Annotated in this window: 26 protein-coding genes and 1 pseudogene; 16 read left to right on the top strand and 11 right to left on the bottom strand. The window is 63.5% G+C overall.

Annotated features, from left to right (window positions below; genetic code table 11):
• Window positions 1–74 precede the first annotated feature (74 nt).
• A complete protein-coding gene (locus tag ACGYLQ_RS13115) occupies window positions 75–878 on the top strand; it encodes an IclR family transcriptional regulator (protein ID WP_027264361.1) in 804 nt (267 codons plus the stop codon).
• A 331-nt stretch (window positions 879–1,209) separates the two neighbouring features.
• On the opposite strand, the gene tnpC is transcribed toward ACGYLQ_RS13115, so the two are convergent.
• The 3 genes from tnpC to tnpA are packed head-to-tail and all read right to left on the bottom strand — an operon-like array spanning window position 1,210 to window position 3,575.
• Entirely contained in the window at window positions 1,210–2,766 is a 1,557-nt protein-coding gene (tnpC, locus tag ACGYLQ_RS13110; protein WP_027264362.1) for an IS66 family transposase, read from the bottom strand.
• Window positions 2,767–2,820: 54 nt separating this feature from the next.
• Window positions 2,821–3,174, bottom strand: a complete 354-nt coding sequence (tnpB, locus tag ACGYLQ_RS13105) for an IS66 family insertion sequence element accessory protein TnpB (protein ID WP_027264363.1) — start codon at window positions 3,172–3,174, stop codon at window positions 2,821–2,823.
• Window positions 3,168–3,575 carry an IS66-like element accessory protein TnpA gene (gene tnpA, locus ACGYLQ_RS13100; RefSeq protein ID WP_027264364.1) on the bottom strand — a complete coding sequence of 136 codons (408 nt, stop codon included), beginning with the start codon at window positions 3,573–3,575 and terminating at the stop codon, window positions 3,168–3,170. Before tnpA ends, tnpB begins: the two co-directional genes overlap by 7 nt.
• A gap of 312 nt (window positions 3,576–3,887) precedes the next feature.
• On the opposite strand from tnpA, the gene dctP (ACGYLQ_RS13095) reads away from it, so the two are divergent.
• The 11 genes from dctP (ACGYLQ_RS13095) to ACGYLQ_RS13045 all read left to right on the top strand — a co-directional run bounded on the left by dctP (ACGYLQ_RS13095) (window position 3,888) and on the right by ACGYLQ_RS13045 (window position 15,949).
• Entirely contained in the window at window positions 3,888–4,931 is a 1,044-nt protein-coding gene (gene dctP, locus ACGYLQ_RS13095; RefSeq protein ID WP_027264365.1) for a TRAP transporter substrate-binding protein DctP, read from the top strand.
• A 113-nt stretch (window positions 4,932–5,044) separates the two neighbouring features.
• Window positions 5,045–5,512, top strand: a complete 468-nt coding sequence (locus ACGYLQ_RS13090; RefSeq protein WP_157815108.1) for a TRAP transporter small permease — start codon at window positions 5,045–5,047, stop codon at window positions 5,510–5,512.
• 2 nt (window positions 5,513–5,514) lie between these two features.
• The gene (locus tag ACGYLQ_RS13085; protein WP_027264367.1) at window positions 5,515–6,804 is read left to right on the top strand and encodes a TRAP transporter large permease; all 1,290 of its coding nucleotides are present in this window, start codon (window positions 5,515–5,517) and stop codon (window positions 6,802–6,804) included.
• A gap of 19 nt (window positions 6,805–6,823) precedes the next feature.
• Window positions 6,824–7,573 (top strand): SDR family NAD(P)-dependent oxidoreductase, encoded by a 750-nt coding sequence (locus ACGYLQ_RS13080; RefSeq protein WP_027264368.1) that lies wholly within the window; start codon window positions 6,824–6,826, stop codon window positions 7,571–7,573.
• Entirely contained in the window at window positions 7,566–8,738 is a 1,173-nt protein-coding gene (locus ACGYLQ_RS13075) for an acyl-CoA dehydrogenase family protein (protein WP_048534161.1), read from the top strand. The genes ACGYLQ_RS13080 and ACGYLQ_RS13075 overlap by 8 nt, the downstream gene beginning before the upstream one ends.
• 10 nt (window positions 8,739–8,748) lie before the next feature.
• Window positions 8,749–10,263 (top strand): class I adenylate-forming enzyme family protein, encoded by a 1,515-nt coding sequence (locus ACGYLQ_RS13070; protein ID WP_027264370.1) that lies wholly within the window; start codon window positions 8,749–8,751, stop codon window positions 10,261–10,263.
• A complete protein-coding gene (locus ACGYLQ_RS13065; RefSeq protein ID WP_027264371.1) occupies window positions 10,260–10,751 on the top strand; it encodes a MaoC/PaaZ C-terminal domain-containing protein in 492 nt (163 codons plus the stop codon). Before ACGYLQ_RS13070 ends, ACGYLQ_RS13065 begins: the two co-directional genes overlap by 4 nt.
• Window positions 10,744–12,855: an acetate--CoA ligase family protein gene (locus ACGYLQ_RS13060; protein ID WP_198952314.1), complete on the top strand. Its 2,112-nt coding sequence runs from the start codon at window positions 10,744–10,746 to the stop codon at window positions 12,853–12,855. The genes ACGYLQ_RS13065 and ACGYLQ_RS13060 overlap by 8 nt, the downstream gene beginning before the upstream one ends.
• Window positions 12,852–13,670 (top strand): citryl-CoA lyase, encoded by an 819-nt coding sequence (locus tag ACGYLQ_RS13055; RefSeq protein WP_238367124.1) that lies wholly within the window; start codon window positions 12,852–12,854, stop codon window positions 13,668–13,670. The genes ACGYLQ_RS13060 and ACGYLQ_RS13055 overlap by 4 nt, the downstream gene beginning before the upstream one ends.
• Window positions 13,667–14,788 carry a CaiB/BaiF CoA transferase family protein gene (locus ACGYLQ_RS13050; RefSeq protein ID WP_394443356.1) on the top strand — a complete coding sequence of 374 codons (1,122 nt, stop codon included), beginning with the start codon at window positions 13,667–13,669 and terminating at the stop codon, window positions 14,786–14,788. Before ACGYLQ_RS13055 ends, ACGYLQ_RS13050 begins: the two co-directional genes overlap by 4 nt.
• Window positions 14,789–14,794: 6 nt before the next feature.
• Window positions 14,795–15,949, top strand: a complete 1,155-nt coding sequence (locus tag ACGYLQ_RS13045; protein ID WP_027264374.1) for an acyl-CoA dehydrogenase family protein — start codon at window positions 14,795–14,797, stop codon at window positions 15,947–15,949.
• A 74-nt stretch (window positions 15,950–16,023) separates the two neighbouring features.
• Here the strand turns inward: ACGYLQ_RS13045 and ACGYLQ_RS13040 are convergent, their stop codons facing one another.
• From ACGYLQ_RS13040 to ACGYLQ_RS13025, 4 genes are all read right to left on the bottom strand, one after another.
• On the bottom strand, window positions 16,024–16,281 hold the full coding sequence (locus ACGYLQ_RS13040; protein ID WP_051372688.1) for a hypothetical protein: 258 nt from the start codon (window positions 16,279–16,281) through the stop codon (window positions 16,024–16,026).
• Entirely contained in the window at window positions 16,263–16,619 is a 357-nt protein-coding gene (locus tag ACGYLQ_RS13035) for an ATP-binding cassette domain-containing protein (RefSeq protein ID WP_198952313.1), read from the bottom strand. Before ACGYLQ_RS13035 ends, ACGYLQ_RS13040 begins: the two co-directional genes overlap by 19 nt.
• Before the next feature lie 117 nt (window positions 16,620–16,736).
• Window positions 16,737–17,033 (bottom strand): hypothetical protein, encoded by a 297-nt coding sequence (locus tag ACGYLQ_RS13030; RefSeq protein ID WP_133119767.1) that lies wholly within the window; start codon window positions 17,031–17,033, stop codon window positions 16,737–16,739.
• A gap of 12 nt (window positions 17,034–17,045) precedes the next feature.
• Window positions 17,046–17,852 (bottom strand): ABC transporter substrate-binding protein, encoded by an 807-nt coding sequence (locus ACGYLQ_RS13025; protein ID WP_071974356.1) that lies wholly within the window; start codon window positions 17,850–17,852, stop codon window positions 17,046–17,048.
• Window positions 17,853–18,101: 249 nt separating this feature from the next.
• Here ACGYLQ_RS13025 and ACGYLQ_RS13020 point away from each other — a divergent pair, with 249 nt between their 5' ends.
• Both ACGYLQ_RS13020 and ACGYLQ_RS13015 read left to right on the top strand, forming a co-directional pair.
• Entirely contained in the window at window positions 18,102–18,626 is a 525-nt protein-coding gene (locus tag ACGYLQ_RS13020; protein ID WP_250637868.1) for a CoA transferase, read from the top strand.
• Window positions 18,601–19,287, top strand: a pseudogene (locus tag ACGYLQ_RS13015) (CoA transferase). The gene ACGYLQ_RS13020 and the pseudogene ACGYLQ_RS13015 overlap by 26 nt, the downstream one beginning before the upstream one ends.
• A 96-nt stretch (window positions 19,288–19,383) precedes the next feature.
• Here the strand turns inward: ACGYLQ_RS13015 and ACGYLQ_RS13010 are convergent.
• The 4 genes from ACGYLQ_RS13010 to ACGYLQ_RS12995 all read right to left on the bottom strand — a co-directional run bounded on the left by ACGYLQ_RS13010 (window position 19,384) and on the right by ACGYLQ_RS12995 (window position 22,992).
• Window positions 19,384–19,563, bottom strand: coding sequence for an SDR family oxidoreductase (locus tag ACGYLQ_RS13010; protein ID WP_027264377.1), 180 nt, complete (start codon window positions 19,561–19,563; stop codon window positions 19,384–19,386).
• 395 nt (window positions 19,564–19,958) lie between these two features.
• Entirely contained in the window at window positions 19,959–21,005 is a 1,047-nt protein-coding gene (dctP, locus tag ACGYLQ_RS13005) for a TRAP transporter substrate-binding protein DctP (protein WP_036051585.1), read from the bottom strand.
• A 62-nt stretch (window positions 21,006–21,067) separates the two neighbouring features.
• A complete protein-coding gene (locus tag ACGYLQ_RS13000; protein WP_223228101.1) occupies window positions 21,068–22,348 on the bottom strand; it encodes a TRAP transporter large permease in 1,281 nt (426 codons plus the stop codon).
• Between the two features lie 2 nt (window positions 22,349–22,350).
• The gene (locus tag ACGYLQ_RS12995; RefSeq protein WP_394418236.1) at window positions 22,351–22,992 is read right to left on the bottom strand and encodes a TRAP transporter small permease; all 642 of its coding nucleotides are present in this window, start codon (window positions 22,990–22,992) and stop codon (window positions 22,351–22,353) included.
• 169 nt (window positions 22,993–23,161) lie between these two features.
• Here ACGYLQ_RS12995 and ACGYLQ_RS12990 point away from each other — a divergent pair, with 169 nt between their 5' ends.
• Together ACGYLQ_RS12990 and ACGYLQ_RS12985 are read left to right on the top strand one after the other, a co-directional pair.
• Complete coding sequence (locus ACGYLQ_RS12990; RefSeq protein ID WP_071974357.1) at window positions 23,162–24,421, top strand: CaiB/BaiF CoA-transferase family protein; 1,260 nt, start codon at window positions 23,162–23,164, stop codon at window positions 24,419–24,421.
• A complete protein-coding gene (locus ACGYLQ_RS12985) occupies window positions 24,418–25,293 on the top strand; it encodes a GntR family transcriptional regulator (RefSeq protein WP_027264381.1) in 876 nt (291 codons plus the stop codon). The genes ACGYLQ_RS12990 and ACGYLQ_RS12985 overlap by 4 nt, the downstream gene beginning before the upstream one ends.
• Window position 25,294 lies beyond the last annotated feature (1 nt).

The raw sequence follows: 25,294 nt of genomic DNA, 5'->3' as shown, positions 1-25,294 counted from the left end.
GACAGAATTTACAAGCGCGGCCATCCTTCCGTATGGAACGCTGTGCATATAACTGCACACGAAGGGAGGAGATCATGGAAACCGCGCATCAGACTTCAGCAAGAACAGGCGGCGATCAAATTGTGAAATCGGTGGCGCGCACCTGTCAGACTTTGGTGTATTTCGATGAAGTTCAGCGACCGCTTTCGGTCGTGGAAGTGTCCAAGGAACTGGGGTACCCGCAGTCAAGTACCTCGGCGCTGCTCAAAAGCTTGGTGAAGCTTGGATTTCTGACCCACGATGCCCGAAAGAAGAGTTATTTTCCCACCGAGCGCGTTCCGCTTTTAGGGTCGTGGATGAATCCAGATCTGTTCGGCGAAGGCACCATCCACCGGCTGCTCAAGGCAATTTCGGAACGCACACGGCATGTGGTGGTTCTGGCAACCAAGAATGGGGACGAAGCCGAGTACGTGCAAGTTGTCCGCCCGAAAGATTCGCCGATCCACCACATATCGCTCGGGACACGTCGTCCGCTGGGTAACTCAGGTGTCGGGCGCGTTCTGATGAGTCGTTTCAGTGACGACGAAGTGCGCAGTCTGTTCCGCAGGATCAACGCCTATCGCGCGCCCGACAAACCGGCAGTGGATGTGAAAGCTTTCGTGGCCTCGTTGGCAGAAACCCGTGCCAAGGGCTATTACCTCTCAACCGATCAGGTGGTTCAAGGGAGCGGCTTGATTTCCATGCCGTTTCCTAACCATCTGAACTCGCGGCTTTTCGCTGTCGGGGTTGGCGCTCCAACTGATGTTATCTTGAGATCCGAAAAAGAGATCGTAGGGATCATGCACGAAGAAATCGTTCGAAATCTGAAGAAGATGGGTCAACAGTCCCTGACCGCCTGACCGCCTGGATCAGCCAGCGCCGTAAAAAATGGCCCGGCTTGACGAAGACGGGACTTGGGGGGCGCGGACGAAACGCGCCACTTGCCAATGTCAGGGTCCGTTTTCAGGCGGCGGAAATAGCCTCTTCGCGTCAGGCTCAAGGTTGAGCCTGACCGGCGGGGCGTCGTTAGCACCGGCATCCCCGAAGGCCGGGCGGTGTAGGATGCGCTGCCCAGAGCAGTGCGACCACGGTTTCGGCCCGCCCCAAGAATACCGGCTTGAAGAGAGGCGCCGCGAAAGAGGCCGACCATCATCGTGTTGATCGTAAGCGGCGTCTACGCCCCACCGGAGTTCAGCTCGACGGCTTGAAGTTCCAGGGTAGCAACTCGTCGATCCGGTTCGCGGGATGCCCTGCCGCGATCGCCTCGAGCGTCGCCTTGAGATAGACAAAGGGTACGATTTCGTTGATCTTTGCTGTGGCGATGAGCGAGGCGATGCGGCCCCAGGTCCGACCACCTTCGTCGTGGCCGGCGAAGAGTGCGTTCTTCCGCGTCAGGGCGATCGGCCTGATGAGATTCTCCACGGCATTGGAGTCGATCTCGACGCGTCCGTCCTGCAGGAAGGTCTGTAGCCCGTCCCACTGCCGGTGGATATAGGCGAGTTTCTCTCCGAGGCGGGACTTGGCGGAGATCCGGCGGCGCTGGCTCTGCAACCATTCGCCGAACTGGGCCACCAGCGGCGCGGTGCGTGTCTGTCTCGCCGACAGGCGCTGTCCCGGTCCCATGCCGCGGATCTCGGTTTCGATCCGGTAGAACTCGGCGATCCGGCGCAGCCCCTCGGCGGCGATCTCCGATCCATCACGGTCGAAGACTTCCTTCAGCTTCCGGCGGGCATGTGCCCAGCAGTGCGCAACCGTGATCGGCGCGCCGCCCTTGCGCGAGGGGCGCGTCAGCCGATCGTAGCCGGGATAGCCGTCCAGCTGCAGGATGCCGTCGAAGCCCTGCAGGATCTGCTCCGCGTTCACGCCGGCGCGGCTCGGGCGGTAAGTGAAGACCACGCCGGGCGGGTCATCGCCGCCCCAGCCCCGATCATCTCGGGCCAGCGCCCAGAGGAAGCCAGTCTTCGTCCTGCCTCGCCCGGGCTCCAGAACCGGCGCCGTCGTTTCGTCCATGAAGAGTTTGCCCGAGCCCTTCAGGTGCTCGGCGAGCCGGTCGACCACCGGGGCAAGGTGGAAGGCCGCGGTGCCGACCCAATCGGCGGGCGTGCTGCGCCGAAGGTCGATCCCGGAACGCGCGAGGATCTGGCTCTGGCGATAGAGAGGCAAATGGTCGGCGAACTTGGCGACGAGCACATACGCAATGGCGCCCTCGGTCGGCAGCCCGCCCTCGATCAGGAAGGCAGGGGCTGGCGCCTGGGTGACCCCTTCGGCGTAGGCACGGCAGGCATACTTGGGTCGAACCGTCACGATGACGCGGAGCTGGGCCGGCACGATGTCCAGCCGCTCGCTGCGGTCCTCGCCGATCCGGTGCATCGTGCCGCAGCCGCAGGGACACTCCAGGCTGGCCGGCTCGATCATCTGCTCGATCCGGGGGAGGCTCTCAGGCAGATTGCCCCGATTGCGGCGGGCGACCTTGGATCGCCGCGGACCGGACGAGGCCGTGGCGTCTTCATCCTGCTGGGCCTCTGCCTCGACGACGGCAGTTTCCAGATCTTCGAAGGCCAGCTGCCGCTCGTCCTCACTCAGTTTCTCGGACCTTTTGCCATGCACGACCTGGTTCAGTTCGGCGACGAGGTGCTCGAGGCGCTTGTTGGCTTCCCTGAGTGCATCACGCTCGCGCAGGACGGCCAGAACAGCGTCACGCTGGTCTTCCGGAATGGCCGACAGGTCGAGGGATAGGGCGCTGGACATGGCGGCATCATATCCCGCTCCTGCGTTTGTCAGGCCGGCTTTCCCCGCCCTGAGTCACTCTGCCACAGCGGGGGCGCGCGTCTCCAGAGACCGCACCCGCCGCCAGTCCAGCCCGGCGAACAGCGCCTCGAACTGGGCGCGATTCAGGGTCATCGCACCATCCCGGATCGCGGGCCAGGTGAAGGTGCTCTCCTCCAGCCGTTTGTAGGCCATGACGAGACCGCTGCCGTCCCAGAACAGGATCTTCATCCGGTCTGCGCGCTTCGCCCGAAAGATAAAGACCGTCCCGGTGAACGGATCTTCGGTCAAGGTCGACTGCACCAAGGCTGCCAGTCCATCATGCCCCTTGCGGAAGTCTACCGGCTTCGTCGCCACCAGGATGCGGACCCCTTGAGACGGCATCAGCATGCAGGCGCTTCCAGAGTGCGCACGATCGCGGCGATCTGACCTGCCGACGTGTCAGAAGACAGCTCGATCCGGGTTGTTCCCTTGACGATCCGGATCACCTGCTGGGGCTTCGCGTCGGAAAGCTCGGGCGTCTCAGTCGGATCGCAAATGACCAGAGGCGCGAAGACCGGCTCTCCGAGTTCCGCCGGAGGAAGAACCAGCTGGCCCTGCTTTGCCAGACGCCGCCAAGCCGAGAGCTGGTTTGGGCGGATGTCATATCGCTCGGCAATCGCATTCACGGTCGCTCCCGGCTCCAAAGTCTCTGCCACAGCGCGAGCCTTCACGTCGTCCGGCCAGCGCCGATGACCTGACCCGTAGATCTCGACGCCCAGAGATCTGAGAAACGAATTTGTCGCGCACATTGCGAAACACACTCCCCATCATGAGATGGATATCACCTCGCAGTGCCGGAGCTCATCTACAACGTGGGGCGCAGCCGCCGCTTACTGTTGATCGGCAGGCCACGGAATCCTTTCTTTCGGCCGTGAAAGCGCTGGAGATTCCCACCCACGATTGGCGTTCGATCTTCTCTGTTGCGTCGCCGCGGATTCAGTTCGCGTATTCGCATATATGTGTGATCTCGCGACAGTTGCGCTCCCGGCCACCCATAAACATTGACCGGTTCACCGCACCATGGTGCGCTGATCGACAACGCCACAGGGAGGAAGACTGCCATGACAAGAAACACAAAACTCGATCGGTTTGCCGCAGGGGCGGCGCTGGTGATCGCGGTCGGAACGATGCCGCAAATTGCGGCGGCCGAAGTGACACTCAAGGTTGCAGATACCTTTCCGCCCGGCCACTACATCGTCGAGACCGGCACCACCTACTGGATGGACCGCGTAACCGAGCTGACCGATGGCGAGGTCAAGTTTCAGTATTTCGGTGCCGGTCAGTTGGGTTCGCTGCGCGATATGTTCTCGATGGTGCAGACAGGCGTGGTGGACATCGGCTATGTTCCGCCGGCCTATAACGGGGGCACGATGCCGCTGGCGGGCGTGCACACGCTTCCTGGCCTTTTCTCGCAGAGCGTTGTCGGGACGCCCGCTTTTTTTGAAACGGTGACGTCGGATCCGATCCTGCAAAACGACTTCCTGGCCAACGGGATGCGCCCAGTCTGGGGTGTAATGACCTCGACCTACAACCTGTTCACCCGCGACCAGGATGTTAGCGGCATTGATGACATCAAAGGGCTGAAACTGAAAACCATTGCCGGGAACATGGCGGAGTCGGTCAAGGCCCTAGGGGGCGCGCCGGTTGATATTCCCAGCCCGGAAACCTATCAGGCCATCCGCACCGGCACCGTCGACGGCACGATCTTTCCCACCACCAGCATCTATTCCTACAAGCTGGACGAGGTAATCGATACCGCCGTTCTGGGTCTGGATGTTTTTGTGTATTGGGCGCCCTACGCGATCCGCGAGGAGGTCTGGCAGGATCTGTCGCCAGAGCATCAACAGGCCATTCAACAGGCGTCGCAGGAGGCGATGCAGCGAGTTGCCGAAGAAACCGACCGATCGGCCGCCGAGCTTGAGGACAAGATGCGGGACAGCGGTATCGAGGTCATCGTTCTGGATGAAGCGCAGCGCGAAAAGGTCAAATCGGCCACAGCGCCGGTGTTCGATGCCTGGGTCTCTGGTCTGCAAGAGCGCGGACTGCCTGCGGGCGAAGTGCTGGAGATGTTTCGTGCGAACATCGAAAAGCACCAGACGCAGTAAGGCGCGCAACCGTGTCCCGTCACGATCTTGATCCCCGAGAGGACGCCGTGCCGTCGCCGAGAGTTGGATTGCACGGTCCTCTGGGCCGAGCGATGGACCGGGTGGATACCGGGATGAACTGGCTGTCGCGCGCTGCGATGATGGTCATGCTGGTGCTGATCCTCATACAGGTCTTTACGCGCTATATCCTGAATGACCCGATCGAAGGGGTCATTGGCGCTACAGAGCTATATCTGATGCCCATCATCGTGTTCGGAAGCCTGAGCTATCTGGAAATGTATGATGGCCACGTGCGAGTGGGGATAGTGTTTGATGCTCTGCCCGAAGGGCTGCGGGCCGGTTTCAATGTCGTCTTGCGATTGGCAGCGGCCGCGTTTTTTGCGCTGATCTGTTACGGTGCCTCGCGCGAGGCGCTTAAGGCGTGGGACTTCGGATATCGCACATCCGGCGACATCGACGCGCCTCTCGTCACCACGCTTGTGATTGCGCCGATTGGCTGCGTGCTGATCGTTCTGCGCCTTCTCGTAAATGCGGCGGGTGACGTTCAGCACCTTCGCGGCGCTTCGGATCGGATTGGCTGAGTATGGAATTTCTTGCACCTGTGTCGCTATTGCTGGCGGGGCTTCTCGTCGTCGGGATGCCGATAGGCTTCGCGATGGGCATCGCCGGCACCGTCGGCCTGTATCTGATCGGCGGGCTCAATCTGGCGCTCGGCATCCTGTCGGTGGCCCCGTATCGCAACACCGCCTCTTGGCTGTTGACCGCCATTCCCTTGTTCATCTTGATGGCCGAGATCCTGTCGGCCAGTCGGATTTCGTCGGACATGTTCCGCGCCGCCAACAGGTGGGTGGGCCATTTGCCCGGCGGACTGGCCGTGGCCACGGTCTTTACCAGCGCAGGCTTCGGGGCGGTTTCGGGCTCGTCCACCGCGGCGACGGCCACGATGGCGCGCACCGTCGCGCCCGAGGCTGAGAAATATGGCTATGACCGCGGCATGATCGTAGGCACGGTTGCGGCCGCCGGGACGTTGTCGATCATGATCCCGCCTTCGGTTGTGCTGATGGTTTACGGTATCATCACCGAAACCTCGATCGGCGGGCTGTTCATTGCCGGCATTCTGCCGGGTCTCATTACCGCGCTCAGCTTTGCCGGGATCACGATGGTCTGGGCGACGCTGAACCGCGATCTGGCGCCACCAGTGCAAAGCCATGGGTGGCGTGAGCGCTTCGCGTCACTGCGCGACATCTGGCCGGTGGTTCTGCTGTTCGTCTTTGTCGTGGCCGGGATTTATTCTGGCGCTGTCACCGTGACCGAAGCCGCCGCGGTCGGCTGCTTTGGCGCGATCATGATTGCCGCCGTGTTGCTCAGACGTATGGGCTGGCGCGAATTCATGGGGGCGCTCGAACGTACAACGCGCCCGACTGCAATGATCTTCACCATTATTATCGGGGCGCACATTTTCGGCTATTTTGTCACCCTGACCATGGCACCGCAGGCGCTGGTTTCGTACGTGCAAGGGCTTGAGATCGGGCCGGGCGTGGTGATTTTAATCCTGATCCTGATCTACATCCTGCTGGGCTGCGTGATGGATCAGCTGGCGATCCTGATCCTGACCATGCCGATCGTCTTTCCAATGGTCATGGAGCTTGGCTATTCGCCGATCTGGTTCGGCATCCTGGTGACCAAAACGGTCGAAATCGGGCTGATTACCCCCCCAATCGGAATGAACGTTTTCGTCGCCAGCTCGATCACCGGCGTACCTCTTAAACGGGTCTTTGTCGGGGTGCTGCCTTTCGTGCTGGCCGAGTTCGCGGTCTTGGCCCTGATCGCATTCTTTCCCGAGATCGTAACCGTGTTCTCGGGCGAATACTGACAACCTGAAGGAGCGTAACTTGGAACTGGGACTAAAGGACAAGGTGGCTATCGTCACCGGATCGGGTCGCGGGATCGGCGCAGTGACCGCCCGCGCGCTGGCCGAAGAGGGGGCGAAGGTGGTGATCACCGATATCGACCCCGAAACCACAGAAGCCACCCGCGCCGCTCTTGAGGCCGACGGATACGACGCGATCGGCGTGGTCTGCGATGTCACGAACGAGGCACAGGTCGAAGCCCTCGTCTCGCGCACGATCGAAGCATTTGGCGCCGTCCACATCCTGGTCAACAATGCCGGATTTCCGCGCGACAACTACATCACCAAGATGCCCGAACAGGACTGGGACGCTGTTGTGGGCGTGATCCTGAAGGGTGCCTATACCTGCTCGCGCGCCGTGGTGCCGTACTTCATGGAACAGAAGTGGGGCCGGGTGATCAACATCTCCTCTCGCGCCTATCTCGGCAATCCGGGACAGACCAACTATGCCGCCGCCAAGGCCGGCATCATCGGCTTCACCCGGGCGCTGGGGATGGAACAGGGGCGCTTCAATGTCACCGTAAATGCCATCGCGCCGGGGTTCATCGCCACCGAGATGATCGAGGCGCTTCCAAACTACGACCGGATAAAGTCGCGCGCTCTGGCAATGAATACCGTGCAGCGCCTTGGCAACGAACGCGACATCGCCAACGGCGTGGTGTTCCTCGCCTCGGATGCGGCGGAATACATCTCGGGCGAGACGCTTCACATCACCGGGGGGCGATATGGCTAAACATGTCCCGGCCTCCGCCTGTGTCGAGGATCAAGAGACGCGGATGCTGCGAGACAGCATCCGGGGCTTCATGGCGCGCGAGCTGACCGAAGAGCGCATCTCGCAATGCGAGGCGACGGGCGATCTGCCCTGGGCGATAATGGGCGAGCTACGCCAGTTCGGCTATCTTGGCGGGCTTCTCTCGGAAGAGGCCGGTGGCTACGGCCTCAGCTATCGCACCTGGGCGATGATGATGGAGGAAGCAGGATACCGCTGGCTTTCACTCCGGGTTCTGCTCAACACCGTGAACATCGTGATCGCACTGTTCCACCACCTGGGCGATGCGCGCCAGAAGGAAAAGTGGCTGAAACCCGTCATGGCTGGCCAGATGCCGGTCTGGGTGGGGATCACCGAACCCGACCACGGCTCTGATGTTGCCTCGGTGCAGACCCGCGCCGAGGACAAGGGCGACCACTGGCTGATCAATGGCGGCAAGCTGTGGACGACGAACGGCGTCAACGGCCGGGTCGGAATCCTGGTGGCACGGACATTCACGGAAGGCTGTGATGGCGATCTGAGTCTGTTCATCGTGGACCTCGAGGAGACCGATTTCGAAGCTTCGCGGGTGGGCACGATGTTCATCAAGGCCACCGCGACATCGCAGCTGGCCTTTCAAGACGCAAAGGTGCCAAAGGAAAACCTGTTGGGTCCTGCGGGAAAGGGCCTCAAGGCGATCCTTACGGGGTTGAATTATGGCCGGCTCAACGTGGCGGCGGGCGCGGTGGGCGCGGCGCAGCGGTCGTTGGACCTGTCCACCGATTACGTCAAGACGCGCAAGCAGTTCGGCAACGTGATCGGAAGCTATCAGCTGGTGCAGAAGCTGATCGTCGACATGACCATCCGCACCGAAGCGGCGCGCGCGTTGACTGACCGTGCCGCCCAAGCGCTGGACGCGGGTCTGCCTGGGCGCAAGGAATGCTCGATTGCCAAGCTCTATGCCAGCGAGGCGGCGCATGAGGTGGCCTCGATGGCGCTGCAGGCGCACGGCGGGCTGGGCTATTCGACCGACTACCCCGTCGAACGGTTGTTCCGCGACACGCGCGGCGGGCTGATCCCCGAAGGCACATCGGAAATCCAGACATTGATCATAGGGCGCGAGGTTCTCGGGATCTCGGCCTTCACCTGAGGAGGCGGCCATGCCGATGACCTTTCTCCAGGCCCTGAGGTTGAACGCGCGGCGGTTCCCCACGAAACCCTCGGTGGTGTTCGAGGGGAGGAGCCAGACCTATACGGATTTCCTTGACCGGGTGGAACGGATGATGACGGTGCTGGCGCGGCGCGGCATCGGACCGGGCGACAAGGTGGCGGTGATCTCGGAAAATCATCCCGATTTCCTTGCCGCCTATGTGGCGGTGACGGGGCTAGGCGCAATTCCCGCACCGATCAACTATCGCATCGCGCCCGAAGTCATGGCCGATGTGGTTGCCCGCTCGGACAGCAAAACCCTGCTGCTGGGCGATGCGGCGCTGGATCATGCCGATCTGTTCCGGACCGTGGTGGACGACATCGTCACCATCGGCGACGGGGCCCCGCAAGGACTGCCGCGCCTGTCGGACCTTCTGGCAGACACACCGCCCGATCCGCCGCAAGGGCAGGACGGCACCACGATCATGCTGCACACGTCGGGGACCACCGGCAAGCCCAAGGGCGCGCTGCGCAGTCTCTTCGGCATGGAGGAACGCGCCATCGAGCAGCGTTTCCGCCCCGACGACCGGGCGCTGTCGGCGCTGCCGATCTGCCTGTCGGCCGGCTGCACCTATACGCTGCTGCCGCTTTATCTGGGTGCCAGCGTCTATCTGATGCGCCGCTTCGACGGGGCCGCCGCGCTACGGCTGATCGAAGACGAGCGGCTGACCGCCACCATGCTGCTGCCCGCCATGCTCCAGCGGATGGTCGAGGCCGAGGGGTTCGCGAGCGCCGATCTGTCGTCGCTGGGGACTTTGCAATCTGGCGGCGGCGAGATGTATCTCGACCTCAAGCGTGCCGCGCTCGACAAGTTCGGCGATGCGCTGATGATCTATGCCGCCTCCAGCGAAGCAGGACCCTATGCCAACCTGACCGCTCGGGATCTGCGCCGCAACCTTGCGGGCAACTGCGTCGGCCGCCCCTTCTTCGGGGTGGAACTCAAACTGCTGGACGACGATGGAAACGAGGTGCCGCAGGGCGAGGTCGGCGAGATCTGCACCCGCAGCGAAAGCCGCTACGACGGGTATTACAAGGATGAGGCGCTGACCGCTGAAACCCGGCGCGGCGACTATCTGACCGTGGGCGATCTGGGCCGGATCGACGACGAAGGGCTGCTCTGGTTCACGGGTCGCAAGCGCGACATCATCAAGAGCGGCGGCATCAATGTCTACGCCCCCGAGATCGAGGAGGCGCTGGCCGGCCACCCGGCGATTGCCGAGGCGCATTGCATCGGCCTGCCCGATCCGCACTGGACCGAGGCGATCTGCGCAGTGATCGTGCCCGCGCCGGGCGCGCAGCTGACAGCGGCCGATGTGATCGCCCATGCCGAAACCCGGCTTGACCGATACAAGCGCCCGCGGCGCGTGGTCTTTATGACGGCGGTGCCGCGCAACCTGACCGGCCGCGTTCTCAAGGCTGAACTGAAAGAGGCAGTGCTAGCGCTGCCAGAGGAGGAAACCCAATGACACGGCCCGATCTTTCGGCCCTCAAGGGCCAGCAACTCTACTGGGAGGACCTGAACGAAGGCGACCAGTTCGATAGCCCCACCCGTACCATCACCGAGGCCGACGTGGCTAATTTCGCCTGCCTGTCAGGCGACTTCAACCGGCTGCACGTCGATGCCGAATATGCCGCCGATTCGGCCTTTGGCCAGCGTATCGCGCACGGGCTTCTGGTGGTGTCGGTGATGTCCGGGCTGACCACGCGGATGCTGATGAACACGTTCCTGGAACCCTCGCTTCTGGGGTTGCTCGACATGCAGTGCAGCTTTCCCAACCCCACCTTCATCGGCGACACGATTGGCGTGCGCGTTACCGTAGCCGAGAAGCGCGAGACTTCGAAACCCGAACGCGGCATCCTGTCGTTCCGGCGCGAGGTCATCAACCAGCGTGGCGAAACCGTGGTGGAAGGGGTCTGGAAACTGCTCGTCCGGCGGGCGCCGCAAGGTGGCTGAGCCGGTGGTCGCCCGCGACTTTCCCGATCTTTCGCGGCTCTTGTCGCCACGCAGCGTGGCGATCCTGGGCGCCAGTGAAAGGCCCCGTAGCGTGGGCAGCGACACCTTGCTGAACCTTGCCGAGCATTCCGACTTCGATGGGCAGATCTTTCCGGTCAACCCCGGGCGTGAAAGGGTGCATGGTTTGCGCGCCTATTCTGCAATGTCGGCCTTGCCTGGCCCCGTCGATGTGGCGGTGGTGTGCCTTCCAGCCGATGCGGTGGTGGGCGCCTTGCGCGATTGCGCGGCAGCAGGAACGGGGTTTGCGGTGGTCTTCACCTCTGGCTTTGGCGAAACCGGGGATGAGGGCCGTGCCGTCGAAGCCGAGATGGCTGAAATCGCCCGGCAAAGCGGGATGCGCATCTACGGGCCGAACTCGCCAGGGCTGAGCAACATCAACCGCCGCCTTGGGCTGACCTTTTCACCGGTATTCAAGAACGACACGCTGGGCGGCGGCATTGGGCTTGTCACCCAGGGCGGCGGACTTGGCCGCGCCTTCATCCAGGCAAGCGAACGGGGTATCGGCGTTGGCCTGTGGTGCTCTACCGGCAACGAAGCCGACCTGACCATGGCCGATGTCGTGTACCACATGGTGGGCGATCCCGACATAAAGGTAATCGCCCTTCTCGCCGAAGGCTTCCGCGACGGGCCGCGCTTTCTGGCAGCTGCCCGCGCCGCTGCTCGCGCCGGCAAGCCGGTGGTGGCGATGAAGGTGGGCAAGTCGGACTATGGCGTTGCTGCCACCCGTTCGCACACCGCCGCGCTTGCCGGATCGGCGGCGGTCACCTCGGCACTGTTTCGCCAGCATGGCATCGTCGAGGTGGAGGATCTGGACGAATTGATCGATACGGTGGCGCTGTTCGAGCGCGTCGGCATCGCCCCGCGGCGGGGGATCTGCGTCTATTCCTTCTCGGGTGGCACAGCGGCGCTGGCCGCCGATATGGTGGGCAGCGCCGGGCTGATCCTGTCCGAACTGGCCCCCGGCACCCGCGCGGGGTTGCGTGCGCTGGCCCCGTCTTATGCGGCGGTCGATAACCCGGTGGACCTGACCACCCAGGTCTTCACCCAAGACAAGCTCAACCGCGATTGCCTGTCGCTGGTGGCGCGGGACCCGGCCACCGATGTTGTGCTTCTGCCGATTCCCGCCGACTACGGCCCGATCACCGACCGGTCCGCCGACGACATGGTCGCGCTGGCGCCGGACAGCCCGGCTCTGCTCCTGCCGGTCTGGATGAGCGGGCATCGCGCCGCTGGCTATGCCACGCTGAACGCGGCAGGGCTGGCGCCTTTTCGCAGCCTCGGCAAGGCAGTGACGGCGTTGAAGCGGCTGATCTGGCGCGGCGACTGGAGCCCCTCGGGGACCTCCACGCTTGCTCTACCCGCATTTCCGCCCGGCGAGCTTGACGAGGCTGCCGCCAAGGCGGTGCTGGCCGACCTGGGTCTGACCGTGCCCGAAGGACGGGTCGTGACCAGTGCCAGACAGGCAGGCGAGGCGGCGCGCGGGATCGGCTTTCCGGTGGTGCTCAAGGCGCTGGTGCCCGGTCTTCTGCACAAGACCGAAGCCGGGGCCGTGGCCGTCGGGCTGATGGATGAGCAGGCGCTGGCGGCGGCCTGGGGCGCGATGATGACATCGCTTTCAGCACAGGGGCACAGGCTGGAGCGCGCTCTGGTTGAGCGCATGGAACAGGGGCCGGGCGTCGAGGTGATGGCGGGACTGCACCGCGATCCGGTGTTCGGCCCGGTGGTGAGCTTCGGCCTCGGCGGCGTGATGGTCGAGGCGCTTTCTGACGTCACGCACCGCGCCGCGCCCTTTGGGCGGGACGAGGCGCTGGCGATGATCGACGAGATCCGCGGACGCGCACTGCTGGGTCCGCTGCGCGGCCGCCCCGGCGCCGATCTGGGCGCGCTGGCCGATCTTCTCGTGATCCTGGCCGCCCTGGGTGCGCGCGGCGACATCGCGGAGATGGATCTCAATCCGGTGCGCGCCGGTCCGGCGGGTGCGACGGTGCTTGACGCGGTGATCCTGCGCGCTCCGACCGAGATAGAAGGAAAGGCAAGGCAATGACGGTAAAGACGGACATCGGTTTCACCACCCGCGACCGCATCTATGTGCGCGGGCGCGATCTGGCCGATGAGATCCTGGGCAATATGGATTTCGTCGACATGATCTATTTCACCGCCACGGGGAAAGAGCCGGATGCCCGCACCCGCGCGATGACCAACGCGATCATCGTCACCGCCACCGATCACGGCCTTACCCCCAGCGCCATCGCCGCGCGGATGACCATTCTCGGCGCGCCGGAATCGCTTCAGGGTGCGGTGGCCGCGGGCTTGCTGGGCGCGGGGAACCATTTTCTCGGCACCATGCAGAACGCCGCGGCCTTTACCCGCGACGAGATCGGCGAGCTGTCCGACAGCGACGACGACGCAGCCTATGCCGCCCGCGCGCAAGAGGCCGTGCGCGCCTTTCGCGCGGCGCGCCGGATCGTGCCAGGCCTCGGTCATCCGATCCATGTCGACGGCGACCCCCGCACGCCGGTCCTGCGCCGGATCGCCGGCGAGAATGGGTTCGACGGGCGGCACTGGCGCTTCATGGCGGCCGTCGAGGCCGCCGCCCGCGAGGAATATGGACGTCTGCTGCCCATCAACGCCGCCGGCGCGGTCGGGGCCACCGTTTCGGACATGGGGCTTGCCCCGATCTGGGCGCGGGCCTTCGCCCTGATTGGCCGATCCGCCGGGCTTCTGGCGCATCTGATGGAAGAGCTCGAAAATCCGCAGGGTCAGAAGATCTGGGACATGATCCTGGAACAGGACGACTCGGCGGAATGCGCCGGGATTGCCGACCCGGACCGCGCAGACAGCACAGGAGAGCAAAAATGACCGGCACTGCACCGCTTTCGGGGCTTCGCGTTCTCGATCTGACCGAGCTTCTGCCTGGGCCCTATGCAACGCAGCAACTGGCCGAGATGGGGGCCGAGGTCATCAAGGTCGAACGTCCTGCGGGCGACGCCGCGCGCGCCATGTTCCCCGGCCTCTTTGCCGCCGTGAACCGCGGCAAGAAAAGCATCGCCCTGAACCTAAAGGATGACACAGACCGCGCGGCTTTCCTGCGGCTGGCCAAACGGGCGGACGTCGTGATCGAGGGTTATCGCCCGGGCGTGACCGCGCGGCTGGGCATCGACTATGAGACGCTTTCGGCGCTCAATCCCGGCCTCGTCTACTGTTCGGTCAGCGGCTATGGTCAGACCGGGCCGGCGCGCGACTGGCCGGGGCATGATCTGAACTACGCGGCGATGGCGGGCGCGGTGGCGATCTCGGGCGCGCCCGACGGACCGCCTGAATACACGACGGGCGTGCCGATCGGGGATCTCTCGGCAGCCATGTATGCCATCATCACCATTCTTGCTGCGTTGCACGGACGCGACGCCACGGGGCGGGGCCAGTATCTGGACGTGGCGATCACCGACGCGCTGGCCAGCTGGGTCGCCCCGCGCTACGGTGTGTGGGACGCCGGACGCCAGGCCGGGCGCGAGATCACAAAGGCCGATATCCTGCGCCGCGCCGCCTATGGTATCTTCGCGACCGCCGACGGTAAATACATCACCATCGGCGCGATCGAGACGCATTTCTTCCGCCGCCTGATCCGTGCCACCGGGATGACGGGCTTCGACGATCCTGCGCTTGACGACTTCGCCGCACGCACCGACCGCACGGATGATATCCGCGCCGCCCTGACCCCGCTGATCGCCGCGCGTCCCTATGCGCATTGGGCGGAGATCTTCGAGGCCGAGGATGTTCCCTTCGCCCCGGTCAACGGGCTGGAGGATCTGGCCCGGGACCCGCAGCTCAAGGCGCGCGGGATGGTGCGCTCAGCCGGCGCGGCCCATGTGATGGCCTTCCCGGTGCCGATGGCTGGGATGAGTGATCCGGCGGGCCACGTCCCGGCAGTGGGCGAGCATCAGGCCGAAATTCTGGACCAAGCCGAAAAGCTGGAGTGAGGACCGATGCAGTTTGAGCTGGACGACTGGCAGGAAACGGCGCGGCGCAGCTTCCGCAAATACCTTGACGCCGAGGTGGCGCCCCTGGTCGAGGCGCACGAGGATGCCCACCGTCCGCCGCCGCCCGAAGTGTTGCAGAAGATGGGCGAGTTCGGCCTGCTGGGCGGTCTTTTGCCAGAGGCGCAAGGCGGTGCCGGGCTTGATTATCTGACATATTGCGCGCTGCTGTGCGAGCTGTCTCAGGTATGGCCGTCGCTGCGCAGCATCGTCAGCACGTCGAACCTTGTCCTGATGATCGTCGCGCAGCATGGAACGCCGGAGCAACAGGCAAGGTGGCTGGGCGATCTGGTTTCGGGTCGCAAGACAGCCTTTTTTGCGCTGACCGAGCCGAACGTCGGCTCGGACGCCAGCAACGTGGAAACACGGGCCCGGCGCGACGGTGATGGCTGGCGGCTGAACGGACGCAAACTGTATATCTCCAACGGGACCGGGGCCGATCTCGGGGTGGTTTTCGCGCGGTCGGGCGACGGCGAACGCGCGGAGGTATCGGCCTTCGTGGTCGAGGCGGGAACAGCAGGGTTTTCAACCCGAGAGGTCCGCAGCATGGGCATGAATTCATGCCCGCTAGGCGAGCTGCTGTTTGAGGACGTATTGCTGCCCGCAGACCACCTGATCGGCGCCGAGGGCGAGGCGTTCGCCATCGCCAAGCATTATCTGAACGTGGGGCGCTGTTTCGTTTCTTTCACCTGCCTGGGCCTGTCAATTGCCGCCTATGAGGCGGCGCTGCGATATGCGGGCGCGCGAGAACAGTTCGGACGCAAGATCGGCGGGTTTCAACTGGTCCAGCAGATGATCGCAGATATGTTGACTGGCGTGGAAACCTCGCGGTTGCTGGCGTGCCGGGCCGCTGACGCGCTGGATCGCGGGGCACCGGATCGCGGCCGGGCCTGTTCCATGGCCAAGCGTCACAACTCCGATACGGCTCTGCGGGTTTGCGAGACTGCCCTGCAAGTGCACGGCGGGGCCGGATACACCCGTGATTTCCCCGTCGAGCGCTATTATCGCGATGTGCGACATCTCACGATCGCTGAAGGCACCAACCAGCTTCAGGCGCTGCTTCTGGCACAGGGGGCCCTGGGCATCTCGGCGCTACGGGGCTGATCGGTCCGCAGTTTGCGCACGGTCTGTCGCCGCTGCCGGTCTGAATGGCAGGCGGAATGCGGGCACAGGGCGGGTCAGATTCCCAAATACGAACGGCGCACGTGATCGTCGTGGCGCAAGACGTCAGAGGCTGCGGCGAGGGCGATTGTCCCGTTTTCCAGAACATAGGCGCGGCTGGCGAAATCCAGCGCCATGTAGACATCCTGTTCCACCAGAAGAATGCTCAGGCCGGTGCGGCGCCGACCGTCGAGGGCCTCGTACATCTGCTCGACCATCAGAGGCGCGGGGCCGAGCGACGGCTCGTCGAGCATGATCATGCTGGGCCGGGCCATAAGCGCGCCCGATCGCCAGCATCTGCTGCTGACCGCCTGAGAGCCCTCCGGCAAGTTCGCGGGCCTTCTGGCTCAGCATCGGAAAGGGCGTCCTTTCGGTCTTTCGCGTCGAGTGCGGCGCTCGCACCCACGATCAGATTTTGCTCGACCGTGAGTGACCCGAAGACGTGCCGCGCCTCAGGAACATGGACGAGGCCGAGGCGCGGAATCTCGCTGGCGGCAAAACCGCCGATTTCCTTGCCATCGTGGCGGATCGCTCTGGAACGGGCGGCCACAAGGCCCGAAATCGTGCGCAGAAGGGTGGATTTGCCCGCGCCGTTCGGTCCGATCACAGCCACGACCTCGCCCTCGGCCGATCTCGATGCTGACGCCGTGGAGCGCGTCGAGCAGACCGTAACCGGAGACGAGAGACTCGATCGACAGCTTCATCTTGGGCCCCGGTTATAGTTTTCGCATCAGTTCAGAGGATTGGGCTCTTCCACAGCCACCTCTGGCGGCCAGATCGTGACCTTTTTCGTGCCGCCGTTCTTCCATTGCGCGATCAGGTTCTGCGATCCGACGTTCCTGCCGTGTTCGTCGAATTTGATCCGCGAGAACGGCGAGATCAGCTGATCGCCGGGGATGTCGATCTTAAGGATGGCGGCGCGAAGGTTCTCGGTCGTCAGTTTCTGGCCGGACTCAAGCGTCTTCTCCAGCACGGCCTTCAGCGTGTAGACACCGCGGTTGCACATCGACGCATAGCTTGACGGCACGATGCCGTGCCGTTACTCGTAAGCCTTCACAAAACGCTGGGCGCGGTCCATGTCGGGATTTAAGTAGTCCACCGTGCTGAGATTGACGTCCTCGACGAAGCCCCTGTCCACCAGTTGCGGGGTGCGCACATCAACCGGACCGCCACTGATTCCGACAATGTAGGGCTTGAAGTCATGCTGCTGCATTGCCTGGAGCTTGGTCACCACATCTTCGGTGTAGCCGGCCCAGATCACCATGTTGGCACTCGATGTCTGCACCCGCTTGACCGGCGGCAGAAGGTTGCGATCGCTGCGCGAATACGGCGCGCTGGCGGCGATCTCGATGCCCCGCTCCTCCAGCAGAACTTCGATCCGCTCGATGGTTCCGGCGCCGCGCGGGCTGTCTTCATAAAGCAACGCCGGGACGACGTCGCCTTGCGTCATCAGGTGTTCGAAGAATTCCACGACCGTGGCCGCCTCGGTATCGGCTGTGATCTGATCGGAGAAATACCATTTGTAACCGCGCTCGAGGAGCTCGGCCGACACCGCCGGCGAGTTCAGGTGAGGAACCCGCGCCTGCTCGGCGAACTGCGCCGCAGCCGATGTGCCTGCGCTGATCTCGCAGCCAAGGATGACCGGAGCCCGCTCGAGGCGGGTCAACCGCTCCATCACCTGGCGCACCACCCCGGGATTGCCCTGTGTGTCGTAAAGTTGGATCTTCAGCGGCCGACCGGCGACGCCGCCATCGGCGTTGATGTGCTCAAGGGCAACTGCGATCCCCTTTTGCGCATCCTGTCCGGTCACGGCGATCGCTCCCGACATGGCGACGATCGCCGGCATCACGATTTCTTCGGCTTAGGTGTTTGATCCCACGGTTTAATGGTGTGATCCTTTCGCAGGAATGGAAGGAGGCCCTATGGGACAAGTTCGTCACGGAAGCGCCACGACCACGCACGCCGTCAGAACAGCAATACAGCGATCGCAAGCTTCGCTCGCGGCGCTGCGCCCTTGGGTCGCGGGTCGACTGACCGCCAGACTACGGCGCGCATTGCTGACTCGAAGGGTGCGATACCGCAAAGGGAAAAGAAAATGGACAGTCAGCCGCAGCAGCCAGCCGAGGGGGACGGACCGCTTGCGGGTTACAGGGTGCTTGATCTTTCGGTCAACGTGCTTGGACCGGTGGCGATCCAGATCCTCGGCGACATGGGGGCCGACGTCATCAAGATCGAGTCACCCGACGGCAACTACACACGCCAGGTGGGACCGTCGCGCAACCCGAAGATGGGGGCACTGTTCCTCAATACAAACCGCAACAAACGCTCGGTCGTGCTCGACCTGAAGAAACCCGACGCGCGGGCCGCGCTCCTTGATCTGGTGCGTTCCGCGGACGTGCTGGTGCATTCGATACGCCCCGGCGCCGCCGAACGGCTGGGCGTCGACTACGAGGCGATCCGCGCGGTCAATTCCCGCATCATTCATGCCTCGTCTTCTGGCTTCCGGCTGGATGGTGAGCGCCGCGACTGGCTTGCTTTCGACGATGTGATCCAGGGCGCCAGCGGCGTAGCCGGGATGATGGCCCGGGCCACCGATGAGCCGCGCTATTACCCACGGTAATCGCCGACAACTATGCGGTTACATCCAGGCATCGTCCATCGCGATGGCCTTCGTCTGGCGCGAGCGCACCGGCCACGGGCAGCAGGTAAACGTGCCGATGATGGATGCGATGGTCAACTTCAATCTGATCGAGCATCTCTGGGGCGCAACGCTCGACCGGCCCGATCTGGGCATGGGTTACAGCCGGGTATTCTCGCCCCATCATCGGCCTTATCCAACGCAGGACGGGCACATCTGTGTGATGGCGGCGATGGACAACCAGTGGCTGCGTCTCTTCGACGCCATAGGCCGGCCCGAGCTGCGCGACGATCCACGATTTGCCACAGCAGAGTTGCGCACCGATCACATTGACTAGTTATATTGGTTCCTCGCCGAGGCAATCGCGGGGAATACAACCGCCGAGTGGCGCCGCCGGTTCGACGCGGCCGACGTGCCGAATGGACCGGCCAACAGCCTGGAGGATCTGCTGGTTGATCCCTATCTGGTTCAAACCGGGTATTTCGAGCGCCACGAGCACCCGACAGAGGGCGCCGTCGTGACGCTCCGGATACCGGTCCAGTTCTCGGACAGCCCCGGCCGGGTGCGCCGGCTGCCACCGCGGCTGGGCGAGCACACGGAGGAGGTTCTGTCCGAAATCCGCCTTCCGCGCGCCGACGCCTGACGGAACCAGGCCAGGCGGGCAGCCGGTGCCCGGCTGGCCAGGATCGGTTCGCGGCCAACCGGACCCGCCTGTCCCAAGCTTCCGGCTCCGCCCATTTTACTGCGCGGTATAGCCGCCATCGACCACCATTTCGGATCCGGTCATATAGGATGCCTCGTCGGACGCCAGAAACGGCACCGCCCCGGCTACTTCTTCCGGTTGGGCCGGGCGCTGCATGATCGTTGTCCCAAGTATATCCTTCTGACCGTCCGGGTCAGCCAGTCTGAAAGGAACCATCGCCGGAATCAAATGTGCGGAAGATCCTGTACGTTATCCATCCAGGATTTCTTTCGAGATGGTCATTCATGCGTCCTTTCGATGAAGCATGGACCGGATCAGTCATACACAAAAGGTCGGACACTCTCGCTGCCGCCCATCTGCGCCATATCGCCGAAACCCAATTCGCCCGCGCCGTTCGCGCATCAACTCGTCGCCGAGATCGGGACCGGCGAGGCGCATCTACGCCAGATCAATGTGGCCGAACGTATGCACGGCTCGCCCGGACTTCAGCTGCATAACGGACGACCAGGCTGAGTGTCGAAGGGCAGGATTCAGATGCACCCACCGGCTGACTTCTGCGCGTTTTTGGTGGCCTGGCCCGACACAGGAGCCGGGCCGACCACGATCTGGTATCAGTTCCTTTTCAGCGCGGACCGGAAGGCTTCCAGGATCTCGGTTCCGGGCTTGCCTTGGGCATCGAGTTGCTCGGCCCATTCGGACCCAACCGTCGACAGGATCTGGTTCAGCTTTTCGACATCTCCGGCGGGCAGGTCAACGAAGGTCACGCCCGCCTCGGCGATCTGCTGCTTGACTTCAAGGTTCTGGCGGTCGGCAGTTTCGCATCCTTCCCTAGTCAAATCTTCGCCGATCTCGGTGATCGCCTGCTGGACGTCTTCGGGCAGACTGTCCCACTTTTCCTGCCTGATCACGTAGGTCGCGACAAAGGAACCAAAGTTCATCCCCTGCGTACCCCAGTCAAGGAATGTTTCCATTCCGTAAGGGGTGACACTGGGATAGGGGAAGAGCCCGGCGTCGATCGTCCCGCGCGACAGCGCCTCGCGCACTTCGGGCGCCGGCATCTGCACCGGCACGCCGCCGATTTTCTGGACGGTCAGGTCAAGCGCGCCGCCAGTGCTGCGGATCTTCAGGCCGTCCATGCTGTCCAAACCGGTGATCTCACGGCTCGACGTCAGCAGGTTGTAGGGCGGCAGCACCATCGCCATCAGCAGGCGCACGCCGTTCGGCGCGAATTCGGCCTGGTCTAGCGCGCCGCCGGGCTTGGCGATCTCCCAATAGGCCATCGTGCCCTCACACGACGTCGAAAACGCCTCGGGCAACTGCCCGACCGCCGAAAGGGGCATCTTGTCGCTGACATAGGAGGGGCCGACATAGCCGATATCGGTCACGCCGGTCTGGGTCAGCGAGAGCAGGTCCTTGGCCTTGCCGAGTTGCTGAGCCGGGAAGTACGCGAACTCGGTTTTCCCGGTCCGCTCGCTCACCCGTTCCATGAAAGGTTCGATCAGGCTCTGGGCAATGTAATGGCCGGTGGGCAGGCTGTCGGCCGCGCGCAGTTCGATCTCCTGCGCTGCAACCGGCTGCACGGCGAGCGGTAGCAAGGCAACGCTCAGGGCCCAGCCCGCTGTCCGTAAGGGCGATGGGAATTTGGATATTCTGGTCATGATTTCATTCTCCTCCTGTCTTTTAGGGTTATGGACTGGCGCTATTGCGCAGGCCGACGTCGTCAGTTCATTGTCGAGGGCAGCCACAGCACCAGCACGGGAAATGCAGTGAGCAACGCGATCACCAGCAAATGCGCCAGAACATGCGGAAACGTCCCGCGAAAGATTTCGCCCAAGGGTCGCCGGGTATATCGGGCCACCACAAAGACATTCATGCCCAGCGGCGGAGTGACCATGCCGACCTCGGCCGTCACCACGACGATCACCCCGAACCAGATCGGGTCGAAGCCCAGCGACAGGACCAGCGGCAAAAGCACCGGCACCGTCAGGATGAGGATGGCGATCTGGTCCATGAAGGCACCCAGAAAGACGTAGATGATCAGGATCACCACCATCACCCCCATCGGCGAAATACCAAGGCCGCCGATCCATTGGGTCAAATCGTTGGTCACCCGCGTGAGGGTGAAGAAATAGCCAAAGATATGCGCGCCGAGGATCACGAAAAGGATCATGCAGGTGGTCTGCGCCGCCCGTCTCAGGCAACCCCAGGCTTGGCTGAATCCCAGTTTGCGCTCGTGCAGCGCCAGCAGCATCGCGCCGAAGGCGCCGATCCCCGATGCCTCGGTCGGCGTGGCAATGCCCGAGTAGATCGTGCCGGTGACGGCCAGGAACAGCAGCAGCATTGGCCCGACACGCGACAGCGACGCAAATTTATCGCGAAAGCTGTAAGGCTGGCCGGCAGGCGCGACCGAGGGATCAATCCGCACCAGAACCGCGACCGTGGCCATGATGGTCAGAGCGACCAGAATCCCCGGTATCACCCCCGCCACCAGCAGCTGTCCGACCGAGACATCGGCAATGATCCCATAGAGAATCAGCGCCACAGATGGCGGAATCAACATCGCCAGTGTGCCCGAAATCGCCACGACGCCGCTGGCCAGCTTGGGGTCGTAGCCTTCGTCGATCATCGCCGGGATCGAAGTGGATGCCAGCGTTGCCGCCGCTGCCGTGCTCGACCCCGAGATCGCGCCAAAGCCCGCCCCGGCTACCGCGGTAGCCATGGCCAGGCCGCCGCGGAGACGGCCGACCCAAATGGTTGCAGCGCGAAAGAGATCTTGCGCCACGCCCGAGATGATCACGAATTCGGCCATCAGGATGAACATCGGGATGGTGATGATTTCGTAGGAATTCGCGGTACTTAGGGGTGCAGTCTTCAGGATGCCGCCCAGTACCGCCATGCCGCCGAACAGATAGAGCCCTACAGACCCCGAAATCGCCATTGCCAAGGCCACCGGCAGCCCGATCACAAGCAGCCCGGCCAGAAGCGCAATTACCAGAGCCACCGTCACAGGACGTCCTCCCCTTGGAGCGCGGTGGTCTCGGGCGGGGGCGGCATTTCAACCAGATCGTGGCGCGAGAAGATGGAAAACGCGTGCCCGACCACCCGGTAGATCAGGCGCAGCGTCAGCAGCGCGGTGCCAATCAGGACGACCAGATAGGCCGGCCAGGTCAGCCATGGGACCAGCGCGGCGATCCGGTCCTGCCCGGCATAGGCGCTCTGGAAGCGGCCCCAGGCCTCGAACGCGATCAGCGCCATGACAACTGCCCCTGCAGCATAGCCCACCGCCTGCCCCAGATGGCGAACCCGTCGCGGAAGTATGTTTTGGAACAGATCGATTGCCACGTGCCCGTGATGATGGAGTGTGTCGGGCAGCATCAGGAAGAATACCGTGACCACAAGGTAGAGACCGATCAGGTCGTAGGACCAGCCCAGTGGCATCGAAAGCGCGTAGCGCATCGCAACATCCACGACCACGATCAGCATGATCACCGCCAGTGCGACACAGGCCAGCGCCGCAAACCCGGTCTCTAGCACGGCCAGCCCCCGCGAAACGGCCAACAGGCCGCGCGCGCCCCCCCTTTTCTTCGGCGGTTCCATTGCGGCCACCCCCCCCTTTTTTTTGGCGCTATTTCGGGCCATTTCCATCGGCGATTTCCACGCCGGAAACGAGCCGCCTTAGCCTCATTGTGGCGCCAAACTTAGCAAGGCCCCCTTGCATGTCAACGCTCCCCGTGCAAAAAAACTAGCAATACAGTCTTTTAGTCTTTTGTAGCGTGCGGTCGGTGCAGCCGATCCGGTGCCGGGGGGGGGAATCATGTTTCAAATGCTCGACGGGGTGCGCGTGGTAGAGCTGGGCCATATTCTCCTGGCCCCCTACGCCACCCAGTTCCTGGGCGATTTCGGCGCTGATGTGATCAAGGTCGAAGCGCCGGAAGGCGACTATTATCGGCGCCTCGGCGCCTCGCGCGTGCCGGGTATGACCGCTCAGTGGATGGCGGTGAACCGGAACAAACGCAGCATTGCGCTTGATCTCAAATCCCCCGAAGGGCGTGCGGCGCTGCTGGAGATGCTGAGTCAGGCGGACATCGTGGTTCACAATATGCGAGTGCCTGCGATCGAGCGGCTGGGTCTTGGATATGACGCCGTGCGGGAGGTCAATCCGCGCATCGTCTACTGCGCCGCGATCGGGTTCGGGCAGGACGGGCCCTATGCCGACTTGCCCGCCTTCGATGACCTGATTCAGGCCCGGTCGGGTCTGGCCGAGGCCAACGGGCGCAACGCAGGTGCCCCCGCCTTTGTGCCGATGGTGGCCGCCGACAAGATCACCGGGCTGGCGCTGGGTCAGGCGATGCTGGCCGGCCTGTTCCGGCAGCGCACCACCGGCGAAGGGTGCTACATCGAAACGCCGATGTTCGAAACGATGATATCGGTGATGTTGAGCCAGCATTTCAACGGGGCGGCCTTCCGGCCTCCGGAAGGCGGGTTCGGCTATGCGCGGGTCATGAGTCCATTCCGCAAACCAGCGCAAACCAGCGACGGTTTCATCGCGCACGGGATCTACAAATTCGATCAATGGCAGCGGTTTCTGCGTGCTGTGGGTCGCGACGACGTGGCCGACGGCCCCATGATGACCGACGCGGCGACCGCACAGCGGCATTTTCCCGAACTCTATGAACTTGTTGTAACGCATATCCTGCCGCAGCGGACCACCGCAGAGTGGCAGGCGCTGTTCGATGCCCTCGATATTCCCAATGCCCCAGTGATGGCGATGGAGGACCTGCCCGACGATCCGCATGTCCGCGCCGTTGGCCTGATAGAAGATTATGACCATCCCCAGCAGGGGCCGATGCGCCGGGTCCGAAGCCCTTATACGATGCGCGGCGTCGAGATGGGCCCCGATCTTCCGGCACCTGCCCTTGGCGCACAGGGCACGGCGATCCTGGAAGAGTTCGGCTTCTCACCGGAAAGGGTTGCTCAACTGATAAAGGCCGGTGTCGTTGTGCAACCCGAGCAGGACTCGTCGGTAAACGACGGTCTGACAGGAGCGGTGCCTCGGTCCGGCGACCAGCCTTGAGCGGCACCCGGACCACCGGCGTCGGCCACTGTCCCCGCCCGGAGGAAGGCTCGGCCAGGGAACTGCTTCGGCAGCGTGACGGCATCCCCTTGTATCTCAAGCTCGCAAGCCTATTTCGCGAAAAGATTCGCTGCGGCGATTGGCCCATACACAGCCAGTTGCCAACCCTTCCGGCCCTGCGCGACGAATACGGCCTGGCGCGCGAAACCGTCCGCCAGGCTCTTGGGGTTCTGCGCAATGAGGGCATGATCGACAGCACGCGCGGACTGGGCACCTTCGTGACTGCGGCGGCCGAGGAGAGCGAGCCACGTGCGCCCGCCTACGATCCGCTGACGCTCGGGGCACAGGTGCGTATAGATATATTGTCGCGTGCGCCCTGTAAGGAGCTTCCCGATCTTGGCCGCGACCTGACGGGGATGGAAACGCCGCTGGTTCATGTGCGCAAGCGCCATCACGCCGGGCAGCAGCCGTATTCGCTGGTCGATCTGTGGCTGCCGCAACGCTATTTCGAGATGCTGCCCGAGGGCGCTGACGAAACGCAGCTATATTCGCAACTGCTGCGCGACCACACCGGCATGACGGATCTGTCGGGCGACCAGATCATCACCATCGTTCGGGCCGACATCGCCACCGCGCACCTGTTGGGCATCACCCTCAGCGAGCCGGTGGCCCATGTGGTCTCGCGCTTGTTCGATCCCGAAGGCCGCCCGGTCATGGCTCACCTCGTGCAGATCCGCAGCGACGTCTTTTCCGCCGAGCGCCAGTTCGGCAATCTCGCCACAGGAGATCCCGGCTCCTGGCGCCCGCATATGGCGGAACCCGCCCCGCCCGAGCATTCGGGCGAACCACACCCACGTCAGAAGAAGGAGTGAT

It is taken from the genome of Sulfitobacter sp. 1A12779, assembly GCF_043557315.1.
Classification (GTDB): Bacteria; Pseudomonadota; Alphaproteobacteria; order Rhodobacterales; family Rhodobacteraceae; genus Sulfitobacter; species Sulfitobacter faviae.
The sequence above is the reverse complement of the archived record's forward strand: the minus strand, read 5'-3'. Positions and strand labels throughout refer to the sequence as shown.

What these genes read in the sequence shown, in the direction of transcription:
- ACGYLQ_RS13020 (WP_250637868.1), top strand. Translation starts at nt 18,102, where the DNA reads ATGGACAGTCAGCCGCAGCAGCCAGCCGAGGGGGACGGACCGCTTGCG.
- ACGYLQ_RS13055 (WP_238367124.1), top strand. Translation starts at nt 12,852, where the DNA reads ATGACGGTAAAGACGGACATCGGTTTCACCACCCGCGACCGCATCTAT.
- ACGYLQ_RS13025 (WP_071974356.1), bottom strand. Translation starts at nt 17,852, where the DNA reads ATGCCGGCGATCGTCGCCATGTCGGGAGCGATCGCCGTGACCGGACAG.
- dctP (WP_027264365.1), top strand. Translation starts at nt 3,888, where the DNA reads ATGACAAGAAACACAAAACTCGATCGGTTTGCCGCAGGGGCGGCGCTG.
- dctP (WP_036051585.1), bottom strand. Translation starts at nt 21,005, where the DNA reads ATGACCAGAATATCCAAATTCCCATCGCCCTTACGGACAGCGGGCTGG.
- ACGYLQ_RS12990 (WP_071974357.1), top strand. Translation starts at nt 23,162, where the DNA reads ATGTTTCAAATGCTCGACGGGGTGCGCGTGGTAGAGCTGGGCCATATT.
- ACGYLQ_RS13085 (WP_027264367.1), top strand. Translation starts at nt 5,515, where the DNA reads ATGGAATTTCTTGCACCTGTGTCGCTATTGCTGGCGGGGCTTCTCGTC.
- ACGYLQ_RS13115 (WP_027264361.1), top strand. Translation starts at nt 75, where the DNA reads ATGGAAACCGCGCATCAGACTTCAGCAAGAACAGGCGGCGATCAAATT.
- ACGYLQ_RS13070 (WP_027264370.1), top strand. Translation starts at nt 8,749, where the DNA reads ATGCCGATGACCTTTCTCCAGGCCCTGAGGTTGAACGCGCGGCGGTTC.
- ACGYLQ_RS13040 (WP_051372688.1), bottom strand. Translation starts at nt 16,281, where the DNA reads ATGGCCCGGCCCAGCATGATCATGCTCGACGAGCCGTCGCTCGGCCCC.
- ACGYLQ_RS13075 (WP_048534161.1), top strand. Translation starts at nt 7,566, where the DNA reads ATGGCTAAACATGTCCCGGCCTCCGCCTGTGTCGAGGATCAAGAGACG.
- tnpB (WP_027264363.1), bottom strand. Translation starts at nt 3,174, where the DNA reads ATGCTGATGCCGTCTCAAGGGGTCCGCATCCTGGTGGCGACGAAGCCG.
- ACGYLQ_RS13065 (WP_027264371.1), top strand. Translation starts at nt 10,260, where the DNA reads ATGACACGGCCCGATCTTTCGGCCCTCAAGGGCCAGCAACTCTACTGG.
- tnpC (WP_027264362.1), bottom strand. Translation starts at nt 2,766, where the DNA reads ATGTCCAGCGCCCTATCCCTCGACCTGTCGGCCATTCCGGAAGACCAG.
- ACGYLQ_RS13045 (WP_027264374.1), top strand. Translation starts at nt 14,795, where the DNA reads ATGCAGTTTGAGCTGGACGACTGGCAGGAAACGGCGCGGCGCAGCTTC.
- ACGYLQ_RS12995 (WP_394418236.1), bottom strand. Translation starts at nt 22,992, where the DNA reads ATGGAAATGGCCCGAAATAGCGCCAAAAAAAAGGGGGGGGTGGCCGCA.
- ACGYLQ_RS13090 (WP_157815108.1), top strand. Translation starts at nt 5,045, where the DNA reads ATGAACTGGCTGTCGCGCGCTGCGATGATGGTCATGCTGGTGCTGATC.
- tnpA (WP_027264364.1), bottom strand. Translation starts at nt 3,575, where the DNA reads ATGTGCGCGACAAATTCGTTTCTCAGATCTCTGGGCGTCGAGATCTAC.
- ACGYLQ_RS13050 (WP_394443356.1), top strand. Translation starts at nt 13,667, where the DNA reads ATGACCGGCACTGCACCGCTTTCGGGGCTTCGCGTTCTCGATCTGACC.
- ACGYLQ_RS13010 (WP_027264377.1), bottom strand. Translation starts at nt 19,563, where the DNA reads ATGGTTCCTTTCAGACTGGCTGACCCGGACGGTCAGAAGGATATACTT.